Raw genomic sequence first — 19,075 nt, 5'->3', positions numbered from 1 at the left:
TACGCGAGCCAAATCGCCGGTGGGGACGGGAAAAGTGAGGGCACCCCTTTGGTGCGGACCTTCGGGACTGCCTTCCAGGTCGCCCCCACCTCTGGAGTGAGGCCATGGCCGCACTCGGCAGCTCCTTCATTGCAACTGACGCACCCACGGCAACGGCGGCGAACACAATGAGTGTGTTCGCCGCCGTTGCCGTCGATTACTGCCGTCACAGCACGTGGAGCCTCGCCCGCAACATACCCGACTTCGCTATCGCCATCGAGGAAGTCGAGCAGGGTTTCGCGTGATTTCCGGAGGTTCAGCGTGTACCTTGACGCGCCCCGCCTTACCGCGCGACACAGACGACAGAAAGCACGACTACGACCCGTATCCAGGTGCGGCAATAATGACCGATTCGAAGTGCCACCCCTCTTCGCCCCCTGAATCTTCCGGAAGCACGCTTCTCCACAGTCCGATAAATACACTCGGGGCCGTGATATTCAAGCCGCCATCTTCGATCTCGACATGGAACATCTCGGCAAGTTGCGAGATGACAGTATTTGCACTCTCCGCGAAGAGGTTCACGCCGCGGAAGACTACCTGCACATCCTTTTCGGGGCGAAACAGTTCAATGGCGCGCACCACTCCGAGCGAGTCAAAATCGACAGAAATCGAAAGCTCGGATTCATAGTGCGCAAACCCCCGGTTCCTCGACTCGCCCGGGACCGGCGGAACGAACCCCGGAATCTCTCGGAGGGATTGCTCTGCCGCTTCAATGGACATGCCGATCTGCAGGCCAGCCACCCCTCTAGGGGGGTCGAGCTCAATTACCACTTAGTCCTCCAAACCACAGATTCTACGGTCTACCACAGGGTCAATTGCACATGGACGGTTTGTGGGATGCCACGCGCGGCCTGATAGTCGGCGTTACCTGCGAGTGCGCCGATCATATCTCCAATGGCGTTGTTGTACTTTCCAGGGAAGCGTGTTATGACATCGTTAATGTCGTTCTGCATTGCCTGATCGATACGGCCGGAATTCACGAGATCCGTCTGCATCATTCTCCACGCCTTGGGCTCCGGCCGGGCCCCCGATCCGGTCGACCATACCTGTCGGTGGTCGACCCTATCCATCCGGATAGCTGGGCCTCGACTGTAGGACAGAGGAGTAGAGGCGTGTTGCGGCATGTGATTTATTTCTTGGGGTCCCGAGAAGCCTGGCTGATTTGCAGGCCTCAGGCTTCCGTGCGTCCCACCTACATTGCTTCCTCCGCAGTTGTGAACGAGGACCGAAGTCACGCCCGCAAGCACATAGTACGTGTGCAGGTCTGCGACGGTGAGGTTATGGACGATCGCTTGCTTGGTCGTCGACTTTTTGAGCGATGCGACCTGGACATGCGTGCCACTGCTTGTGCGGAGCCACTGTCCCGACTGAAGCTCAGCTGCGTCCACCCACTCAGCGAGGTCGACAACCCAGAACGGGTGCTTGTCTGTGGCCGTTATAACGCTTGGTGCGGTGTCAGGGATACGGTCTGTCTCGACCGTGATCTCGACGAGGTCCTTGGACCCGGCGCCGAGAATGGTGGCGGTCACATCCTTCGCGACGGTTTCACCCGTATCCGGGTCGGTGGCCAGCACCTGTTCGCCGATCTCGAGATCTTCAATCGGCTTACTGGTGCCGTCGGCCATGAGGACGTGCGTCCCGGTGGCGAAGCTATTGGGGATAGGACAAGAACCCCCACCGGGGCGCAGCTTACTTGCTGCATTCTTGAGGGCACCGCCAGCGGCCTTGAGGACGGGTGCCGCGACTGCGCCTGCTGCACCTCCTGCTGCGCCCCAGAGTGCGCCTTCGGCCATGTCGGAGAGGACGCCCATGGTGCTGTGGTCGGCTTTGTCGTCCATCGCGTTCGCCACGGCAGCGCCTGCGGCTCCTGCGAGGGCTCCGCAGCCGGCGGCTAGAGCGAATCCGGCTCCGCCGGTGCCGACGCCGACGGCTGCTGCTGTGGCCACGCAGGCGGTGCCGACGACGATTTCGGTGGTGATCGAGACGATCATCACCTTGTTCTCGTTCCAGAACTTGTTGACGTTCTTGACGGTCTTCTTCAGGTTGCACTTGGAAAAGATGCCGCAGTCTTTGCCCTTGTTCTTGGGGCCTCCTCCGTTGCCCTTGGTGTTGCCGTATCCGCGGACGTACCGGTCTGCGGCTTGGACGACGTTCTGCGGGGAGGACTGGAAGCCCGGGTCGTCGTGGCCTGCGAAGTACTTGAGGCCGCTCGGGTCGGCGTTGGAGATCGGGTTGCCGTTGGAGTAGGTGTACCCGTTCATTTGGAGCGGGTCGGTGATGTCGATGACCGGGTCGACGGACATGAATCGGCCCGTGGCCGGTTCGTACTCGCGGGCGCCGATGTGGGTCAGGGCGGTGGTGTTGTCGTCGTTTCCGGTTCCGAGGAAGGTGCGGCTGCCGGGCCAGTTGCCGGGCTGGGTGCCGCGGGGGTTTCCGTAGGGGTCGGACTTGCGGCGGGTGACCGTCTGGCCGGTGGCCTGTTCGACGCTGGTGGTTGCGGTGTTGTGGTGGTCGGTGAGCTGGGCGGAGAGGCTGTGGCCGGTGGTCTTGCCGTTGGTGCGGCGGACGGTGGTCGGGGCGCCGGGGCTGTTGTAGTAGCGGACGGCGTCCATGGCCTGGCCGGCCTTGTTGACGGTGATCTCGGCTTCGCCGAGGTAGAGGGTGCGGGAGCTGCCCGTTTCCTCGACGAGGCGGTTGCCGGATGCGTCGTAGAGGTACTGGGTTCCGGTGTTGCTGAAGGTCCACTGCTGGGCTGCGGCACCGGCGACGCAGGTGTAGATGTCGAGGTCGTTGCCCTCGGCGGGATTGTCGTTGGGGACGGTGACGCAGGCCTGGGCCTTCGTGCTGTGGAGGGTCTTGTCGGCCCGGTGGGTGAACTTCTGGGCGTCGTTGCTGGGGTCGCAGGGCTTCAGGACGGCTTCGCCGCCCTCGGCGGTGAGGCACTTCCCGAGGGCCTGGACGGTGCCGCCGGTCAGGCGCCACTGCTGGGCCTTGGACTCGTTGCAGGTCAGCAGCTGGACGGGGAGGGCACCTGCCGCGTTGGGGGTGGCGGTGCTGTCGACGTCGAGGCACTTGCCGGCGAGGCCGGTGACGGCGACGGCTCCGATGCCCGGGCTGCTGGCTGAGGTGAGCTTGCTGCGGGGGTCCCAGGTCAGGTTCTGGGTGTCGCCGTCGATGCGGCGGGTTGTGGTGTTTCCGAGGGTGTCGTAGGCGTAGGTCGTGAGCGAGTTGACCGTCAGGCCTGGCTTGGTGGTGGTCTTCGCGGCCTGCGCGAGCGCGTGGGGCTGCTTCTTGTTGCCGCCACCGGTGTCTATGCCGTAGGTGTAGGTCGTCTTCTCGCGGGTGGAGCCGTTGGAGGGGTCCTTGTCGAGGAGCTGGGTTCGGTTGCCGATCGCGTCGAACTGGTATTCCTGCCAGTAGCCGTCACCATCGGGGCCTGCGGTTGCGTGCGTCGGGTCCAGATCGGTGGGCTCCGTGCACTGGTCCGTTTTGCCGGTCCAGGCCTTGACCAGCTGCCCCAGAGCGTCATAGGTGAAGCACTGGCGGTCGGGAGTCGGCGGCAGCTGCGCGTCCGCGCCGGGCCTGGTGTCGGTGATGGAGGTGGGGTTGCCGACGGCGTCGTAGGTGTAGGTCGTGGCAGACAGGAGGTTCGGCGCGGTCTCGCGGTGGTTCTCGGTACCGCTGAGCCGGCCGGTGTTCGGGTTGAACGAGTTGGTCGTCCACACCCGGTTGGGTGCGCTGCCCGATGCCGTGCGCAGGACCTCGCCGAAGGGGCTGTAGATAGTTTCGGCGGTGTACCAGGCCAGACCCGACATGGTCTGGGGCATGCCGTCGGCGTTGTACCGGGTGATCAGCTTCTCGGCGGCGAGCCCGCCGGGCGTTGCCGGGAGGGTCGTCGACTGGACCTTGCCCGTGGGGGTGTAGGTGGTGGTGTAGTTGTAGGTGCCGGCGAGTCCCTTGGTTCCGGGGGAGTCGGAGGTACCGGTGATTTCCGGGATGGTGATCTTCGAGCCGGTGGGACGGTACTCGCTGTCGTAGCCGGTGACCTCGCTCGTGACCGGGGTAGCGCCCACCCAGCGGATGGAGGCGACCGGCTTGCCCTTTGCGTTGGCGAGGCTGTCGTAGGTCCAGGTGGCGACCTTGGGTCCGCTGGCGGAGTTGTCGCGCAGTTCGGTCTTGCGGCCGAGGACGTCGTAGGTCGTGAACTGCGCCTGGCCGGCGGAGTTCGTCACGGAGGTCTGCTGGTCGAGGTTGTTGTAGGTGAAGGTCGTCTGGCCAGTGTCGGGGTCGTCGGACGCGGTCATGCGGCCGCGTGCGTCGTAGGTGTAGGACCAGGTGTTGATGCCAGTGGTGTCGGTGACCTTGGTCAGCTTGTTGCGCAGGTCGTAGGTGTAGCTGGTCTTGTTCGACGCGCCACCGACGTTGGTGGTGGTGTAGTGCTCGACCTGCGTGGTACGGCCGAGGGCGTCCGTGTTCGTCTTGACCGCGCGGCTGCCCTTGAGGGGTGTCGTGCCGTCGGCCGACATGCCGGTGCGGGATCTGGTCCATTCGCCGCCGTACTCGACGGTGCTGGAGTCCTTCGCGTCGCCTCCGTGGAAGGTGGTGGTGCGCACCGCCCGTCCGACGCCGTCATAGGCGACTTGCGTGGAGTTGGGGACGGCGGTGTCGGACTCCGGGATGAAGATCTTCTTCTCGGGCTTGTTGTCCGCGAGGTAGCTGTTGTTCGTCCGACGGACCGTGCCGTTGCCGTTGTAGAGGGTGTCGTTGATCAGACGTCCTCCGCCGAGGGCGTCGGTCTGCACCTGCCGGGGGCGCAGCAGGCCGTCGTAGATCTCGATCGACTGCTTGTAGGTGCCGTCGTCCTGCAGGGTGGCGCTGGTGACGGTCGGCGGTGCGTGCTCCTTGATCTCGTAGGCGAAGGTGTGGGCCGGCTTGTCGCTGCCCGGGTTCTGCGACGGTGTCCAGACGTCCGTGGTCCGGCCGAGGGCGTCGTAGGCGGTCGTGACCTTCCGCCCGTTGGCGTCGGCCTCCTCCAGCGGCACGCCGCGGCCGGGGTCGTTCTTGGTGGTGCTCGTGTGTCCCAGTGCGTTGGTGCTGGTCACGGTGAACGCAGGACCGGTGGGCGGGCTGTACACCGTCGTGACGGGATTGTTCAGCGCGTCGATGGCCTTGGTGGGACGCCCGAGCGTGTCGTACTCGGTGCGCGCGGTGGTGATCCAGCCGGGGCCGGCCGCGTCGTTGGTTTCGGCCTGGTAGACGAGTCCCTTGCTGGGGGCGGCTCCGAACGCGTTGAGGGCGTCGTAGGAGTTCCGGGTGTTTGAGATGAGCGCCCCGGTGGCCTTCTGGGAGCAGTCACCCGCCGTGGTGCGGACGCCGGCGGCCAGGCCGATCAGGTGCGCGGTGGTGTTGTGGACGTAGTCGGTGCTGGCGCACGTCTGGTCGCTGAGCTGCTCGCCGCCCGTGCCGTTGGGTGTCGCGACTTCGGACTGGACGGTCTGGACGAGTCCGTAGGACGCGTCGAAGGTGTGGGTCTTGCGGACGGTGCGGGTGGAGCCGTTGCTGAGCCACTGGATGTCGTCCGTGCGCGCGGTACCGGAGCGGTAGGCGTACAGGGTGGTGTTGTTGGGCCTGGCCCGTTCGCCGCTCTGGTGCGACCACGGATAGGTGACAGTGCGCGAAAGGGGACTGCCGCCCTCGCCCGCCTTCGTGTACGTGGTGGTTTCGGCTGCGATGCCCTGGTACTGGGGAAGGTCCTCGGCGATGTCGGCGCCGTTGGAGTCCTTGATCGTGATCTTGTCGCGGCCGGCGTCGCCGGACATGCCGCGGAAGTACCGGGCCCGACTCTCCGACTGCTGGGTCGCGTCGTACGCGCCCGTGGTGGTGATGCCCCGCGTGGTGATGACGGTGGCGTAGCCGCGCCACTGGCTGTAGGTCCGCATCGTGGGCTTGGAGAACTCGTCGGTGTCCTTGGCCCAGGCGCCGCCGTCTTTGTAGTCGTACTTGGTGGTGACGTCGGGCTGGAGGGCGACTCGGTCCCTCTCGGTGACCTCGGTGACGACGTACTTGTTGAACCAGGCCAGCGGCGGGTTCTCCAGGCTGCTGTCCGGTGACCAGCGGACGGGGTAGCAACGGCTGGTGTTGGCCTCGGGCTGCGGGCGCGGCTCCGAAACCGAGCAGGGATCGGAGTAGGTGACGTGGATGTCGCCGCCGGTCTCCGTGGCGATGTTCTCGATGCGCAGGCGGTCGAAGTCCGGCCGGGGGTCCTGCGCTCCGTCCTTGACCCGGTTGGGCATGTCTTTTCCGTTGGGGCGGAAGGAGACCAAAGGCAGTGACTCGCTCAGTTGCGCGCCACCGCTGTCCAGCTTGGTGCTGAAACCCGTTCGCCGGATGGAGTCCAGCCACAGCGGCGGAGAGGTGTCCGTTCGCTGCTTCGGGAAGTAGTGGGACAGGCTCCACGTGTCGACGAGGGAAAGGCCTGTGGAGCCCGTAGTGCGCTGCGCTTTGGTGGTGACGGCGGCCAGTCGCTTGCGGGTCCAGAAGGTCGGTGAGCCGACGTAGCAGGCGCTACCGGCCTTGCAGTGGAGTGTGGAGGGGGTGTCCCACCAGTACTGCTTGTCTCCGTAGTTCTTCGACTCGAAGTTGCCTAGGGCGCACTTGGTCTCTTCGAGGCACCGTTCGTCGACCGTGAACTCGATCTTCGCGGCTGGCGCACCGGAGAGGTTGGTGTTGTGGAGACCGTAGGTGATCTGAGTGGGGTAGCCCGCACGATGGTAGGTGACCGGTGTCTTGAACTTCTCGTTCTTGGCGTAGCGGCCGTCCTCCCGCGCCCAGTCGATGATCATGGCGTTGCCGTGGACGTCTTCGACGTAGTCGAGGTTCCAGCGCCAGGCGGTCTGCTTGCTGCAAGAGGAATCGGCGAAGGCCGCTGCGTTGCAGGGCTCGCCGGGGTGGTTTCCGAAGACGGGCACGGTGAGGACCGAGTTGGTGACCGGTCGGTTGCCACCGGGTCCGTCGACGTCGTGGCGTCCGAAGAAGTAGCGGGTTCCGTCGCGGGTGGTGACGACCCAGTGTTCGCCGCCCCTGGCCCCGTTGGTCTCACTGGTGTCGGTCTTGAGTTCGACTCGGGAGCCGTCGTCGTTGGCCGGGATCCACTTGCCGGTGGCGGTGTCGTGAACGAGCTCGGTGGTGGACCCGCCGAGTGACATCACTACGTTGTCACCGGGCCCGGCCCAGCACAGGTCGCCCTTCTTCTTGTCGGTGGCGTTGCTGTTGTTCGCGCCGGTGGGGTTGGCCTCGACGTCGTCGGAGCAGGAGCGGTAGCGGCGCTCGACGTAGCCCGGTTCGTAGTCCCAGCCGTCACCGATCCAGGAGGCCTGGCTGTTGGCCACGGACGTCTTGCCGTCGACCGCCTGGGAGGAGTACGAGAAGGCGATCTTGGGTGAGGGTCCGGCCGGGGGTGCCGGCACGGTCAACGGGTACGTCCAGGAGAAGCCGCCGCCGCTGTTCCCCGCGGTCCACGAGCCGGAGGGGGAGAGCGAGGTCGCCTTGTACGAGCCGGCCATGCCGGAACCGCTGTCGGAGGCCGCCAGCACGACGGGGCCACCGCCACCGGTGACCGCCATCGTGCGCAGGCCCTCGCCGAAGGAGCTTCCCGGATCCACGGTCGCCTTGACCGTGCGTGTGGACGGGTCGTTGATGGTCGGGACTTCCCTGGAGTCCGCCGGCGAGCATCCTTCTTGGACCGGCTTTTGCAGGAAGCATGCGGGCAGCTGCCGGAACTTCAGGCGGGAAGCCCACCCAGTGCCGTAGAGGTCCTTGAACTTGGTGTAGTCCAGTTGCACGTCGACCGGTGTGACGGTGGTGCTGTCGGCCGGCGGGGTGACCACGATGAGGGCGCCGTCGATGTCGTCGGCCTCACTGGCCTCACGCGCGTCGAGCGTCACCGTCCAGGTTCCTGACGGATCCGCCGATGCCCCGGCGGCCTTGCCGATCTTCACGGGCAGGTTGGGGACCTGGACGAGTGCGCTGCCGCTGAGCGGGACCGGAACCGAATCCGGAGTGGGCGGCTCTACCGCCTTGGCCGCGTACTTCGGAGGACGAGCGACCGGCGTCGGCTCCCAGTCGTTCATCTGGGCCGCTGCGGCCTGGTTGAGTTTGATCGGCCGGTCTGTTTGGAGCTTCGGCAAGGTGACGCCGCTGCGGTCACCCGGTGGTGCCGCCCAGGCTTGAGATGGCAAAAGTGTCGCCACCAGCACCACGGAGAGCGTGATGCCGGCGCGCCCGGCCAGGCGCGCGCGTGCTGCGCGTGCCTTTCTGTTTCCGGGCAGGCGGAAGTTGTTCGCCGACAACGGCGACATGTTGACCCCCCACGCTCTGCCGCCGCGGCGATGGCACACGGCCGGCAGGAAACTGACAAATAGCCAGCTGATTCTCAGCCGAGCTGGCTGGAAAATCTATGGTTCCAATATCCGCTGTGCCGTTTATCACTTTGCCTCCCGTATACCTCAGGGCAATCGGCACAAAATGCTCCTGCAGGGCAGGTCAGACCCCCTGTGGAGTAGTGACGGAGCCCGGGGGATGGTTCATGCTCGGGACGCGAGTCATCTGAGAGACGGGCGAGTGGGGTCAGGATCCCTTCGGACTGTCATGCCGGTGGCCGGAATCATGTGAGTGCCGAGGGCCGCGCAAGCCTGCCCGAGGGGGGAGAGGTACAGCTGTGTCTGTCAGTGAATCCGTGGACGAAAGACCGCCAACAGCGGCTGAGAAAGAAGGCGCTGACGCGCCGGCCCGTCCCTGGTTCAGACGCCGTCGGGCCCTGGGCAGCCTCGCCGCTCTCCTGGCTGCAGCGGTCGCAATACCCGTCGGCGTCCACGTCACCGGCAGCGGGAAGGCGGATTCCCGGCCGGAAAAGGACATACCCGTCGCCGCGAACGAAGCCAAGCGTATGGCCCAGGAGACCGGCAAGGAGGTGGAAGCCACCGCAGAGCGCAGTGCGAACACCACGACCTTCGCCCGGCCTGACGGCACGTTCCGCAAGCAGATCTTCAGCTCTGCCGTCCGCGCCAAGGTCGACGGCCAGTGGAAGCCGATCGACACCACCCTGCAGCGTGTGAAAGACGGGTACGCGGCCAAGGCAGTCAACGGCCGAGTCGTCTTCAGCGCCGGCTCCCAGGCAGGCACCGGCGAACGAGCCTCACGCGCCGTGACCCGGGTTTCCCTGCGACAGGACACCCCCGCCGAAGTCTGGACCGACCTGGTCAGGCTGAACACCGGCGGTCACGACCTGGTCGTCAGCTGGCCCGGCGCGCTCCCCCAGCCCGTCATCGACGGGCCTCGCGCCCTCTACGAGAACGTCCGCCCAGGCATCGACCTGCTGATGACCGCACAGGACGGCGGCTACTCGCACCTGCTCGTCGTCAAGGACAAGCAGGCGGCGGCCGATCCGCTCCTGGGACAGCTGAAGTACCGCCTCGCCTCCCCCGACCTCACCTTCCACCTGGACGCCCAGTCCAGTGCGGTCAGCGCCCGCGACGGCGAGGGCGAGGAGATCGCCGGTTCGCCGACCCCGATGATGTGGGACTCCAGCGGCAAGGTCACCACCACCGACAACGAGCCGGCCTGGAAGCCGACCAAAACCGCGCAGCAGCACCCGACGCTCGCACTGCCCGGCCTCGCCGGTGCGGAAGGCGCACGGCTGAAGCCCGCGACAGCGACCCTCGCCGACAACACCCTCTCCGTCACCCCCGACGCATCCATGCTGAATGCCGCGGAGACGGCGTACCCGGTATTCATCGACCCCTCGTTCAAGGGGCGCAAGCACGCCTGGAGCCTGCTCTACAAAACGGCGGGCAACTCGAGCTTCTACAACGGGCAGAACTACAACGCGAGCGGCACCAACGAAGCCCGCGTCGGCTACGAGTCCACCACCGGCGGCACCTCCCGCTCCATCTTCAACTTCGACTTCGGCAGCCAGCTGCACGGCGTCGGCATCGACTCGGCCGTCGTCCGCGCCCTGCAGACCTACTCGTGGTCCTGCAGCCAGAAGCAGATGGACATCTACTCCACCCCGTACGTCACCTCCTCCAGCACCTGGAACAACACCAGCGGCTGGTGGACGTGGAAGGTCGCCACCGAGATGGCGGGCTACGGCTACAACAGCTCCTGCCCCGACAACTGGATCGCGCCCGACATCAAGGGCCTCGTCGCCCACGCCGCCAACAGCGGCTGGGGCGCGCTGTCCCTCGGCTTCGCCGCCCCGAACGAGTCGGACTCGTACTACTGGAAGAAGTTCATCGCCAACGGCGAGACCGCCCCGTACATCGAGGTCACCTACCACACGCCGCCGGATGTACCGCTCGCGGCGAACATGCAGACCTTCCCCGGCGGCCCGTGCCTGACCAGCGGCGCCGGCACCGGTATCGGCAAAACGGACGTGACCTTCCAGGTCAAGGGCGTCGACCGCGACGACCTGCCCCAGCAGCAGAACCTCGACCGGGTCCAGATCGAGGTGTGGAACGCCAGCACCGGAGCACAGGTCTACAACCAGCCGCTGCCGGTCAACAGCGAAGGCGTCGTCACCGCGACCGTACCCATGAACTCCTTCGCCGACGGGCAGAAGTACTACTGGCTCGCCCGGGCCAAGGATGTTGACAACTGGTGGTCGCCCGGCAGTGGGCCGCTCGACTCCGGAGGCGGCGGCTGGTGCACCCTCACCGTCAGCCACACCATCCCGCCGAACCCCGCCGTCAGCTCCGCCGCGTTCCCTCCACACGGTGACAACTACACCGAGTGGAGCGTCAACGCGGCAAGCACCCCGGGGCAAAAGATCAACTTCAAGGCCAACGGCGCCAAGCCCGAGGACATCCGCGAGTACCAGTGGAGCCTGAATCGGCCGCTCTTCGACCAGAAGGCCACCCCCAATGCGGCGGGTGACGCCGAGGCTTCCCTCCAGGTCGACACCGCCGGCCCGAACGTCCTCTACGTCCGCACCGTCAGCAAGTTCGGCAACATCTCCAACCCCACCCAGTACAAGTTCCTCGTCAAGCCCAGGCCGGGCCAGGACAAGCCGGGCGACGTCACCGGTGACGGGCATCCCGACCTCCTCGCCGTCGACGGGGACGGCAACCTCCTCACCTACGCCGGCGACCAGATCGGCGACACCGACCACTACATGCTCAGCGCCGTCCAGAACAGCGTCCCTGTGGCCGGCTACTGGAAGACGCAGGACGGCAAGCCCGCGCTCATCGGCCACTCCACGGACTGGTTCCCCGGCGACGGGCTGACCGACCTCATCGCCCGCATGCCTGACGGGAAGCTGTACATCTACCCCGGCCTCGGCAACAGCGCCGGCCAGTTCGACGTCGACCGCCGCATGGAAATTCTCCTGCCGGCAAGCGCACCCAGCCCGGCCACGTTCCGGCAGATCGTCGTCAGCGAAGACGTCGACGGTGACGGATTCGCAGACCTGTTCGCCGTCGACACCGCAGGCGGATTCTGGATCTTCTCCGGCTACACCGGCGGCAGCTTCACCTCGTACAAGAAGCTGGCCGACAAGGTCTGGGCACCGCGCGATCTCATCGGCGTTCGTGACGTCACCGGCGACAAGGTTCCAGACCTCCTCTTCCGGGACGACGCCAACGCCAACCGCGGCCTCCTCCTGCGCAAGGGCAAGCCCGGCGCCAACGGAGGTGTCGACCTGCAGTCCATCGCCGCCTCCGTCGACTCCGAAGGAGGCCAGGACTACACCTACGCCACCACCGGCTGGGGACGGACCGCCATCCCCAAGATCCTGGGCACCGCAGACGCCACCGGCGACGGCATACCCGACATCTGGGCCGTCGACGCCGGCGGCAAGCAGTGGCTCTACCAAGGCCGAGCCGGAGCCATCGGCCCCGCCTCCGGCGTCGACGAAGACAGCTGGAACACCTTCCTCACCATCGGCTGATCAACCGCACGCATGCGGAGCCACTGATGACCACGGCTGTGCCCTGCCGAGCGACAACTTGCGGCAGGGCACAGCCATCTCCTCACTCCGATACCACCCACGCTTCTCCACCGGAATTGGTACTCACCCGTGTCAACTGCTGCAGTTCTCTCCCTGTTGGGAATCGGCTGGCTGTACTTCTTTCTCCTGCCTTTCAAGCGGCAGAACCGCCGTCTGGCCGGCCCCGACCCTGAGCTGAAACGTGCCCTTGCCGCGGCCTCCCGCGGCCGATGGGAACCGGCAGCACAGCTACTGGCTGCCGCCGGAAACGACTGGGAGCGGCGTGCTCTGTACACCCAGCGGCTGGCGGAACTTGCCGCCCGAAAGGGGGACACGTGGCTCCGGTCATGGCAGACGGCCAACCCCGGCGACCCCGACGCCGCGCTGATCCACGCACGGACCCGCATCATGTATGCCTGGAGGCTGCGCGGTGCACGGTTGGCGCGTTACACCTCCCGCAAGCGCTTCGAGGGCTTCCACGAGGTCTTGATGAGCTGTCGTGACGACATCGCCCATGCCGCGTCGCTCAACCCACAGGACCCCACCCCTCTCATCGCTGAAATCGGAACGGCACTCGGCCTCGGGTACCCGAACCGCGAGATGCGCGCCCTGTGGGACGAGATCGTTGCGCGCGCACCGCATCATTACGAAGCTCACTACGTCGCCTTGCAATACTGGTGCGCCAAGTGGCACGGCTCGAAAAAGCTGGCGCGCGAGTTCGCCGATGCTGCCGCATCACAGGCCCCTCAAGGCAGCCTGATGACTGCTCTGCCCCTGGTCGCGTGGTATGAGAACCACGATGACGAGATGCCCGCCGACGCATACCGAAGCCCGAAGGTGCGGGCCCTGGTCGACGCCGCTCTGGCTGACGCCGCTGCCGCCGGCAACCACCCACGGCTCCCTGAAGTACGCCACCTACTCGCCCACTTCCTCGTCAAACAAGGCCGCTACCGGGCGGCAGTGAAACAGTTCCGCGCCGTGGACGGCCACGTAGACGCCCTGCCCTGGAACTACTGGCCTTGGAAGGGGCTCGCCTACCGGGCGGTGCGCACCAAGGCAGCCCGGGGGACGTTCAGGGAAGCGCTGCGCCGCTGAAACCGCCTCGTCCGGGCCTCGGCCCCGCAACGAAGAAACTGCTGGTATTGCACCGCCGCCCGTGCGCCGCCTCCTGGCCTGGCAGGCACCGCTCCAACTCCCGGTAGCCGGCCATGACCGGTATCAGTCGGGCAGGGCCCGAAAGGCCGGATACGGCATGCACTGACGTGGCGAGCACCACGGGACGTTGAGTACGGAACAGATGTGTCATGGCGGTTCTCCACTCGTGGAAAGCGCGCAAAAGAGGTCTTCCAGCACGCCTCGCCACGCCCGCCCATCACGCCTCGGGATCTCGTGCCGTGACAGTCACAGCCCAGCCTTTTGCCGCGGTGAGGAGCGCCGCGCGGGCGAGGCTTCACGCGGTCGCGGGCATAGGCACAGCCGGGCGGCCGACGTGGCCGGCGGTCCCGGAGCGTCGAGCCCGCGAACCAGACCGGGCGCCTGGCGTCCGCGCTCTGGGACATCAGCGGGGACGAGGAAGCCCCCGCCGTCGTACCGGCGCTGCTGGCCGCCTGGAAGGACAACGACTCCACCGCACGCCATGCCGTCGCCTGCCTCAACCGCATGGGCCCCGCAGCGCACCCCGCCCTCCCCCAGGTCCAGTCCGCGCGCGCGGCGGCCGGGCCGCCCCGGACGTACTACCTCCCGTCGCCGGGGCCCCGGGCCTGTCCCACACACTCATACCGGCACAGGCCGGGTAGTCCGTCCCCGTACGACAGAACCGATACAGCGCCCTGGGCAGCAGCCATCGATCACCATCAGACCGTCAGGCGCCAGGCGCAGTTCATATCACCAGTCGATGTGCGCCTCGATCCAGCGGTCCAGTCCCGCCGTGTCGCCCTCGGGGGGCAATTCGCGGGCCAGACTGAGGGGAGAAGCAGCGAGTTGCAGATGGGTGAGGTAGCCGTAGGGACCGTTGTCCGCGTGTGGCCCCACGATCACGGCCTGCGTGTCGGTGCGCCAGATCCGGTGAAGCATCGGCGGGCCCGTCACCACGGCCGCGTCGCTGGTGACCGTCCGCTCCGGAGCGGCGCCGAGATGGGCGGTGACGGCGTCCGCGGTCTGGTTGAGTATCTCGGTGCACGCCTCCACCGTGGACGGGCGGCGAACCGTCCAGCCCGGGGCCCTGCCCCAGTCGTCCACTAGTTCGCCCAGCCAGGGCATGTTGTCGAGGTCGTCGTCGTGCGGGTCGACGGGATACAGCTGTCCGAACACCAGGAATCGCCGCGCCGTCGGGTCCCCGAAAGGGGTGTCGCCCTCGGTGCACAACGGATGCCCATAGCCCGTGCGGTAGGAGTCCGTCAGGCATTCATGTTCCCAACTCCAGCCCCGAGCGCGCAGAACGGCGTCGAGCGCGTCGAAGTCATCCGCAGCCGTCAGTTCCTGCGGCAGGGAGAGGAACTCTGCCACGGCGGCCGGGATCACGGGGCAGTGGGCCAGTGCATGCACAGGGGTAGACATGGGGGGCAGGCTAAAACATGTCTGTGGGATCTCGGCAACGATCGCAAGGCGCCGACAGCGGGAAGCGTTCGCAGGAGAAGTCACTGGTCGGAAAGGCCTGCACCCAGGTATCCGCGCGCCGGTCGACGCGCAGCCGGGCGAAGATTTCGGCCGGCGCCCCGGGCGCGGGGGCGTACTGCGTGATGGGGGCGTGGTCGGGCTGCGCGCTCATCGGCGGGACTTCTCCTTGTGGAGGGCACGACCGCATACGGTCATGTCGTCGTCCGTTGCCCAGCTGCAGAATCCGCCGAAGGGCACCTCGGAGGAGGTCATAGGAATCGTTCCGTCCCAGTCCCGGCCGTGCTCGGCGCAGAGGAGGACCCCGGCAAGGTTTGGGTGACGGTAGGCCGCAATGCCTGCATAAGGAGGTGCGGGGGCGGGCTGCGCGCTCATGGCTGGTCCTCCCGGCGGCGGGGTCGTCACCTCACCGTACGCGCGCCGGGTGGCCGTGGATGCGGACATGACCGGATCCCCCTCCTACGGGGTGCGCAGGGTGCGGGCGACGGCCTGGGCGTGCTCGGGCAGCGGCATGCGGTCGATGCGGTCCGCTGCACGCCGTTGTCTGCTCAAGGCGGCCACCGACGGCCCGAACCCGATCGGCCTCGCCTTCACCGGCATGAGCAACCCCGTGCAGATGGCCTCCTTGCCGGGTATCGACAGCACCCCCATCCTGATCAGCGAACCGGCATCCGGTGTTTCTCAGAAGCCGTTGCTTTTTCCGGAGCTGATGTGTGTGTTTCCGCAGGTCAGGTGTGATGTGCGCGATGTCAAGGCAGGCTGGGGCCGTCTGATTCGTCGTGGATGACGTGAGGTGGCGGATGCCGTCGATGCGGGCTGTGATGGAGAGCCGTGAGAGGGCCGCGCTGGCGCGAGTGGAAGAACTGCGTGCCGAATTGGAGCGGGTGCGGGCGGCTCTCGCCGACGCGGAAGAGGTGCTGATCCGCCGGGTGATCGGCCTGGAGGAGTATCTCGAGACGCTGACCCAACTGGGAGGCCGAGCCCGCCGAGGCTTCAGGGCCGTCCGAGCCTGAGCCTGTTCGTGAGCCGGTGGTGGACGACGCGGCGGCCCCGTCGACGGCCAGGGCTCGGCGGGTGGTGGCCCGCAGGAAGGACGGGGTCGAGGTTGACATTCTCGGCCCGGACTACCGACGGATCATGGCCGTGCTCGAAAAGGCGGGCGGTGACGGATTGTCGGCGCGGCAAGTGGCGGTGGGCCTGGGCTAGGACGTTTCGGTTCCGGCCCGGGTGGAGGGTGCGCGGGGCAGGCTCAAGCGGCTGGTCGAGCGGGGCTGGCTGGCGGAGAGCCGGCCGGGTATGTTCACGCTGCCGCAGCGAGATTCCGCCGTTGCTGCTGGCGGCGGGTGGCGTGGCGGGCGAGGCGGCGGCTCATGACCATGGTCATCGACCACAGGACGAACGCCTCGCTGGTGTCGGAGCGCCGTTCGTAGTCGCGGGCGAGCCGCCGGCTGCGCATCAGCCAGGCGAAGGTCCGCTCGACGACCCATCTGCGGGGCAGGACGGTGAACCCGCGGCTGTCGTCACTGCGTCGGACGATGTCCAGGCGCAGGCCGAGCCGGTGGGCGGCTTCGGTGAGGACGTCGCCGGTGTAGGCGCCGTCCGCCCAGATCAGCCGGAGCCGGCGGAAGCATTCCCGCAGCGCGGGCAGCATCCCGCAGGCGGCGTTGCGGTCCGTCACCGACGCTGGGGTGACCAGCACCGCCAGGACGAGGCTGAGGCAGTCCACGACCAGGTGCCGCTTGCGTCCGTTGACCAACTTGCCGCCGTCGAAGCCGCGGGAGGCCGCGCCGACCACGGCGTCCCCTTTCACCGACTGCGAGTCCACGATCCCCGCGGTCGGCTCCGCGTCCCGGCCCTCCGCCTCGCGGACGCGTTCCCTCAGCCGGTCGTGGAACTCCCTGATCAGAGCGTTGTCGCGCCAGCGTCGAAAGAACGCGTAGACCCGGTCCCAGGGCGGGAGGTCCGCCGGCATCGCCCGCCACTTGATCCCGTTGTCGACCAGATACCGCACCGCGTCGACCATCTGCCGGTGGCAGTAGCTCTCCGGCCTGCCTCCCCGGCCGTCCATCCATGCCGGGACCGGCAGCATCGTCCGCACCACGGCCCACTCCGCGTCCGTCATGTCCGACGTGTAGCGAGGCCGGCGGCCTGGTTTGTCGGCCGCGTTCCCGAACCTGTGAGCAAGACAGTCACACCCCGGGGTGAACAGGCTGGACTCCACCGGAACGACCACGTACAACTGCGACAACAGGGCCTCCTGGCGCTCGGGCTTCGACAACCACGAGCTGTTCAGGAGGCCCTTCCTTCATGCTCTGCCAACCGCGAACTCACCCGATCCGGGCCCCGTTCGCACCTGCGGGCCGTGCGCCTGTCAGTCAGAAGGGCGGTTCGAGATCGCCGCGGCCATCGCTATGTGGCCCGCAGCCCCAGGGCTCCTCCTGGAAAGGTTCAATGTCGGTGACGTCGTGGCCCCATGCTTCGAGGGCCTTCCAGGCAACGCGCCGGTTAGGCTCGTCGCTGCTGGTGTCTAGGATGCGGCGCGCGTGCACGGCGAGGTGATCGCGGTGCTGGGCGAGCGCGGGGTGTTCGGCGAGGATGAGCGCGGCGAGGCCGGCGGCTTCGCGCACGTCCTCGTGACTGTCCTGCAGGAAGGGCTCGATGGCTCGATACAGCATCGGGCGCAGCTCCCGGAAGGCCGCCAGCGTGGTGTCGTGGGTGAGGAAGCCAGGGAAGTACTGCTCGGTGCGGTCGACAATCTCGTCGGAGGCGTCGTAGGCCGTGGAAACCAACCAGTTCAACCATGTCGCGCGGATGGGGACGTTGCGATAAGGCCGGAGGGTCATGGCCGCCGGGTGGGTGAGGATGCCGGCGACATACATGGCGACGGGGGCTGTGGCTTCGTAGATGCTGTTCTGGTGGCCGACCAGCTCACTCAGTTCCGACAAAGCGGTGACCTGCACCTTGGGATCAGGCTCCAGCAACCGTGCCAGGATTTTGGGAAGGCACTCACCGTTCCCGAAAGCCGTCTGGAGCGAACCCCAATCAGTCTCCGCTAGGACTACCTGGTACGGCGGCAAGTCAGGCTCGCGGGGCGCCCCGGCCTTGGAGCTGCTGTGGTTCACAGGCCAAACCTAGACCAGACTTCTGACACGATTCCCGTGCGGGCCGGTTAGAAGCCGCTGTCCTTCCGAGAGTGACGGGTGCGTTTGCGCTGGTCAGGTATAGGGTCGGTGTTTCGGCGGCAGAGACGAGGTGTTGTGTCGTCTCTGCGGTGGAGGTGCCGGGATGCCGTCGGTAGGGCCTCCTGGTGTGCTCAAGGTCTCGACAACCCCGAGCTGCACCAGAGGCTCTTTCTTCATGCACGGACAGACCGAAGATCGCCCGACCGAGCCGCCGCATTCGAACCCATGCTCACCAAGATCGGTACGACAACGGCTTCTAAGACATGTCTGCGGGATCTTGGCAACAATCGCGAGGCACCGACAGCGGGAAGCGTTCGCAGGAGGAGTCACTGGTCGGGAAGGCCGGCACCCAGGTATCCGCGCGCCGGTCGGCGCGCAGCCGGGCGAAGATTTCGGCCGGCACCCCGGGCGCGGAGGCGTACTGCGTGATGAGGGCGTGGTCGGGCTGCGCGCTCATCGGCGGGTGCTCACCGAGCGGCAGGGGGAACGACTCCCGCAGTGGCTCGAAGCCGTCCACCGGGACGATCTTCCCAGCCCCCACACTCTCGCGGCCGGCATCGACCGAGACCGCGACGCCGTCATCGCCGACCTGACCCTGCCCCGGAGCTCCGGCGTTGTCGAAGGGCACGTCAACTGGATCAAGATGCTCAAGCGCCAGATGTTCGGACGCGCCGGCTTCACACTGCTCCGCAAGCGGGTCCTCCTCGCCCCGTGACCGATGTCAGTGGCTCCTGGAACCACGCCTTCGTCCAAGACAGCCGTATCAGAAGCCATGCGTGGGAACGTGGGGAACCGGCCCGTTCGACAGCGACCTCGCCGCCGACGCCCTCGTCGCCAGCACCCTCCCAGACAGCCCCATCGTGATCGACCCCGATGACGGCCCCAGAACCGCTGCCCAAACTGCCAGCCTCCCTTCGCGCGTCGGCGAAACTCGCACTGGACCGGGTTCTCCAGGACGGATCAGAACTGACAACCGGCTGGGTGGACAGCGCTGACGCCAACCAGTGGCGCCAGGAAGTGCGACAGATCCTCCTAGCACTCGAACCGCTCACCCCGCTGTGCCGGAGCACGGTGAAGTCACCGCGCTCCGGCCAAGGGCAACGTGGTGGGATTCGAACCCACGGCCTCCGACCGGCGCCGGGGAGCGCCGGCCGCGCGAGCGGGTCCTGCTCCTCTGGATCACTGCGCGTAGGAGACCGGCTGCAGGGGCACCCCCAGAGCGATGCGGGCCTCCTTAAAGGCCTCGTCGGCGGGGTCC

General features: G+C 66.9%; 14 protein-coding genes and 1 pseudogene. 8 read left to right on the top strand and 7 right to left on the bottom strand.

From position 1 onward, the window contains the following. Window positions 1-104 precede the first annotated feature (104 nt). Entirely contained in the window at window positions 105-284 is a 180-nt protein-coding gene (locus OHA91_RS39225; RefSeq protein ID WP_328738213.1) for a hypothetical protein, read from the top strand. Between the two features lie 70 nt (window positions 285-354). On the opposite strand, the gene OHA91_RS39220 is transcribed toward OHA91_RS39225, so the two are convergent. Together OHA91_RS39220 and OHA91_RS39215 are read right to left on the bottom strand one after the other, a co-directional pair. After that, entirely contained in the window at window positions 355-780 is a 426-nt protein-coding gene (locus OHA91_RS39220) for a hypothetical protein (RefSeq protein WP_328738214.1), read from the bottom strand. 59 nt (window positions 781-839) lie between these two features. Then, complete coding sequence (locus OHA91_RS39215) at window positions 840-8,225, bottom strand: polymorphic toxin-type HINT domain-containing protein (protein ID WP_328738215.1); 7,386 nt, start codon at window positions 8,223-8,225, stop codon at window positions 840-842. A 758-nt stretch (window positions 8,226-8,983) separates the two neighbouring features. Between OHA91_RS39215 and OHA91_RS39210 the strand changes: the two genes are divergently transcribed. Further along, a complete protein-coding gene (locus OHA91_RS39210) occupies window positions 8,984-11,983 on the top strand; it encodes a DNRLRE domain-containing protein (protein WP_328738216.1) in 3,000 nt (999 codons plus the stop codon). A gap of 129 nt (window positions 11,984-12,112) precedes the next feature. Then, window positions 12,113-13,117 carry a hypothetical protein gene (locus tag OHA91_RS39205; protein WP_328738217.1) on the top strand — a complete coding sequence of 335 codons (1,005 nt, stop codon included), beginning with the start codon at window positions 12,113-12,115 and terminating at the stop codon, window positions 13,115-13,117. Window positions 13,118-13,906: 789 nt separating this feature from the next. Here the strand turns inward: OHA91_RS39205 and OHA91_RS39200 are convergent. Further along, entirely contained in the window at window positions 13,907-14,578 is a 672-nt protein-coding gene (locus OHA91_RS39200) for a hypothetical protein (protein WP_328738218.1), read from the bottom strand. A 10-nt stretch (window positions 14,579-14,588) separates the two neighbouring features. Next, on the bottom strand, window positions 14,589-14,789 hold the full coding sequence (locus tag OHA91_RS39195) for a hypothetical protein (protein WP_328741221.1): 201 nt from the start codon (window positions 14,787-14,789) through the stop codon (window positions 14,589-14,591). 288 nt (window positions 14,790-15,077) lie between these two features. Between OHA91_RS39195 and OHA91_RS39190 the strand changes: the two genes are divergently transcribed. The 3 genes from OHA91_RS39190 to OHA91_RS39180 are packed head-to-tail and all read left to right on the top strand — an operon-like array spanning window position 15,078 to window position 15,841. Further along, on the top strand, window positions 15,078-15,422 hold the full coding sequence (locus tag OHA91_RS39190) for a hypothetical protein (protein WP_328738219.1): 345 nt from the start codon (window positions 15,078-15,080) through the stop codon (window positions 15,420-15,422). Window positions 15,423-15,435: 13 nt separating this feature from the next. Beyond that, window positions 15,436-15,648: a hypothetical protein gene (locus tag OHA91_RS39185; RefSeq protein WP_328738220.1), complete on the top strand. Its 213-nt coding sequence runs from the start codon at window positions 15,436-15,438 to the stop codon at window positions 15,646-15,648. A 16-nt stretch (window positions 15,649-15,664) separates the two neighbouring features. Beyond that, the gene (locus OHA91_RS39180; protein WP_328738221.1) at window positions 15,665-15,841 is read left to right on the top strand and encodes a hypothetical protein; all 177 of its coding nucleotides are present in this window, start codon (window positions 15,665-15,667) and stop codon (window positions 15,839-15,841) included. A gap of 94 nt (window positions 15,842-15,935) precedes the next feature. On the opposite strand, the gene OHA91_RS39175 is transcribed toward OHA91_RS39180, so the two are convergent. The 3 genes from OHA91_RS39175 to OHA91_RS39165 all read right to left on the bottom strand — a co-directional run bounded on the left by OHA91_RS39175 (window position 15,936) and on the right by OHA91_RS39165 (window position 18,274). After that, window positions 15,936-16,757 carry an IS5 family transposase gene (locus OHA91_RS39175; protein ID WP_328738222.1) on the bottom strand — a complete coding sequence of 274 codons (822 nt, stop codon included), beginning with the start codon at window positions 16,755-16,757 and terminating at the stop codon, window positions 15,936-15,938. 253 nt (window positions 16,758-17,010) lie between these two features. After that, window positions 17,011-17,757, bottom strand: coding sequence for a hypothetical protein (locus OHA91_RS39170; RefSeq protein WP_328738223.1), 747 nt, complete (start codon window positions 17,755-17,757; stop codon window positions 17,011-17,013). 316 nt (window positions 17,758-18,073) lie between these two features. Beyond that, entirely contained in the window at window positions 18,074-18,274 is a 201-nt protein-coding gene (locus tag OHA91_RS39165; protein WP_031155483.1) for a hypothetical protein, read from the bottom strand. A gap of 6 nt (window positions 18,275-18,280) precedes the next feature. Here OHA91_RS39165 and OHA91_RS39160 point away from each other — a divergent pair, with 6 nt between their 5' ends. After that, window positions 18,281-18,532: an ISL3 family transposase gene (locus OHA91_RS39160; RefSeq protein ID WP_031155486.1), complete on the top strand. Its 252-nt coding sequence runs from the start codon at window positions 18,281-18,283 to the stop codon at window positions 18,530-18,532. A gap of 158 nt (window positions 18,533-18,690) precedes the next feature. Then, window positions 18,691-18,819: pseudogene (locus tag OHA91_RS40010) on the top strand (hypothetical protein); the annotation flags it as partial. Between the last annotated feature and the right edge of the window lie 256 nt (window positions 18,820-19,075).

Source organism: Streptomyces erythrochromogenes (assembly GCF_036170895.1).
Lineage (GTDB): Bacteria > Actinomycetota > Actinomycetes > Streptomycetales > Streptomycetaceae > Streptomyces > Streptomyces erythrochromogenes.
This window is presented reverse-complemented; position numbering and strand designations above follow the sequence as displayed.

What these genes read in the sequence shown, in the direction of transcription:
- OHA91_RS39225 (WP_328738213.1), top strand. Translation starts at nt 105, where the DNA reads ATGGCCGCACTCGGCAGCTCCTTCATTGCAACTGACGCACCCACGGCA.
- OHA91_RS39175 (WP_328738222.1), bottom strand. Translation starts at nt 16,757, where the DNA reads ATGACGGACGCGGAGTGGGCCGTGGTGCGGACGATGCTGCCGGTCCCG.
- OHA91_RS39185 (WP_328738220.1), top strand. Translation starts at nt 15,436, where the DNA reads ATGCCGTCGATGCGGGCTGTGATGGAGAGCCGTGAGAGGGCCGCGCTG.
- OHA91_RS39210 (WP_328738216.1), top strand. Translation starts at nt 8,984, where the DNA reads ATGGCCCAGGAGACCGGCAAGGAGGTGGAAGCCACCGCAGAGCGCAGT.
- OHA91_RS39200 (WP_328738218.1), bottom strand. Translation starts at nt 14,578, where the DNA reads ATGTCTACCCCTGTGCATGCACTGGCCCACTGCCCCGTGATCCCGGCC.
- OHA91_RS39195 (WP_328741221.1), bottom strand. Translation starts at nt 14,789, where the DNA reads ATGAGCGCGCAGCCCGACCACGCCCCCATCACGCAGTACGCCCCCGCG.
- OHA91_RS39165 (WP_031155483.1), bottom strand. Translation starts at nt 18,274, where the DNA reads ATGAGCGCGCAGCCCGACCACGCCCTCATCACGCAGTACGCCTCCGCG.
- OHA91_RS39190 (WP_328738219.1), top strand. Translation starts at nt 15,078, where the DNA reads ATGACCGGATCCCCCTCCTACGGGGTGCGCAGGGTGCGGGCGACGGCC.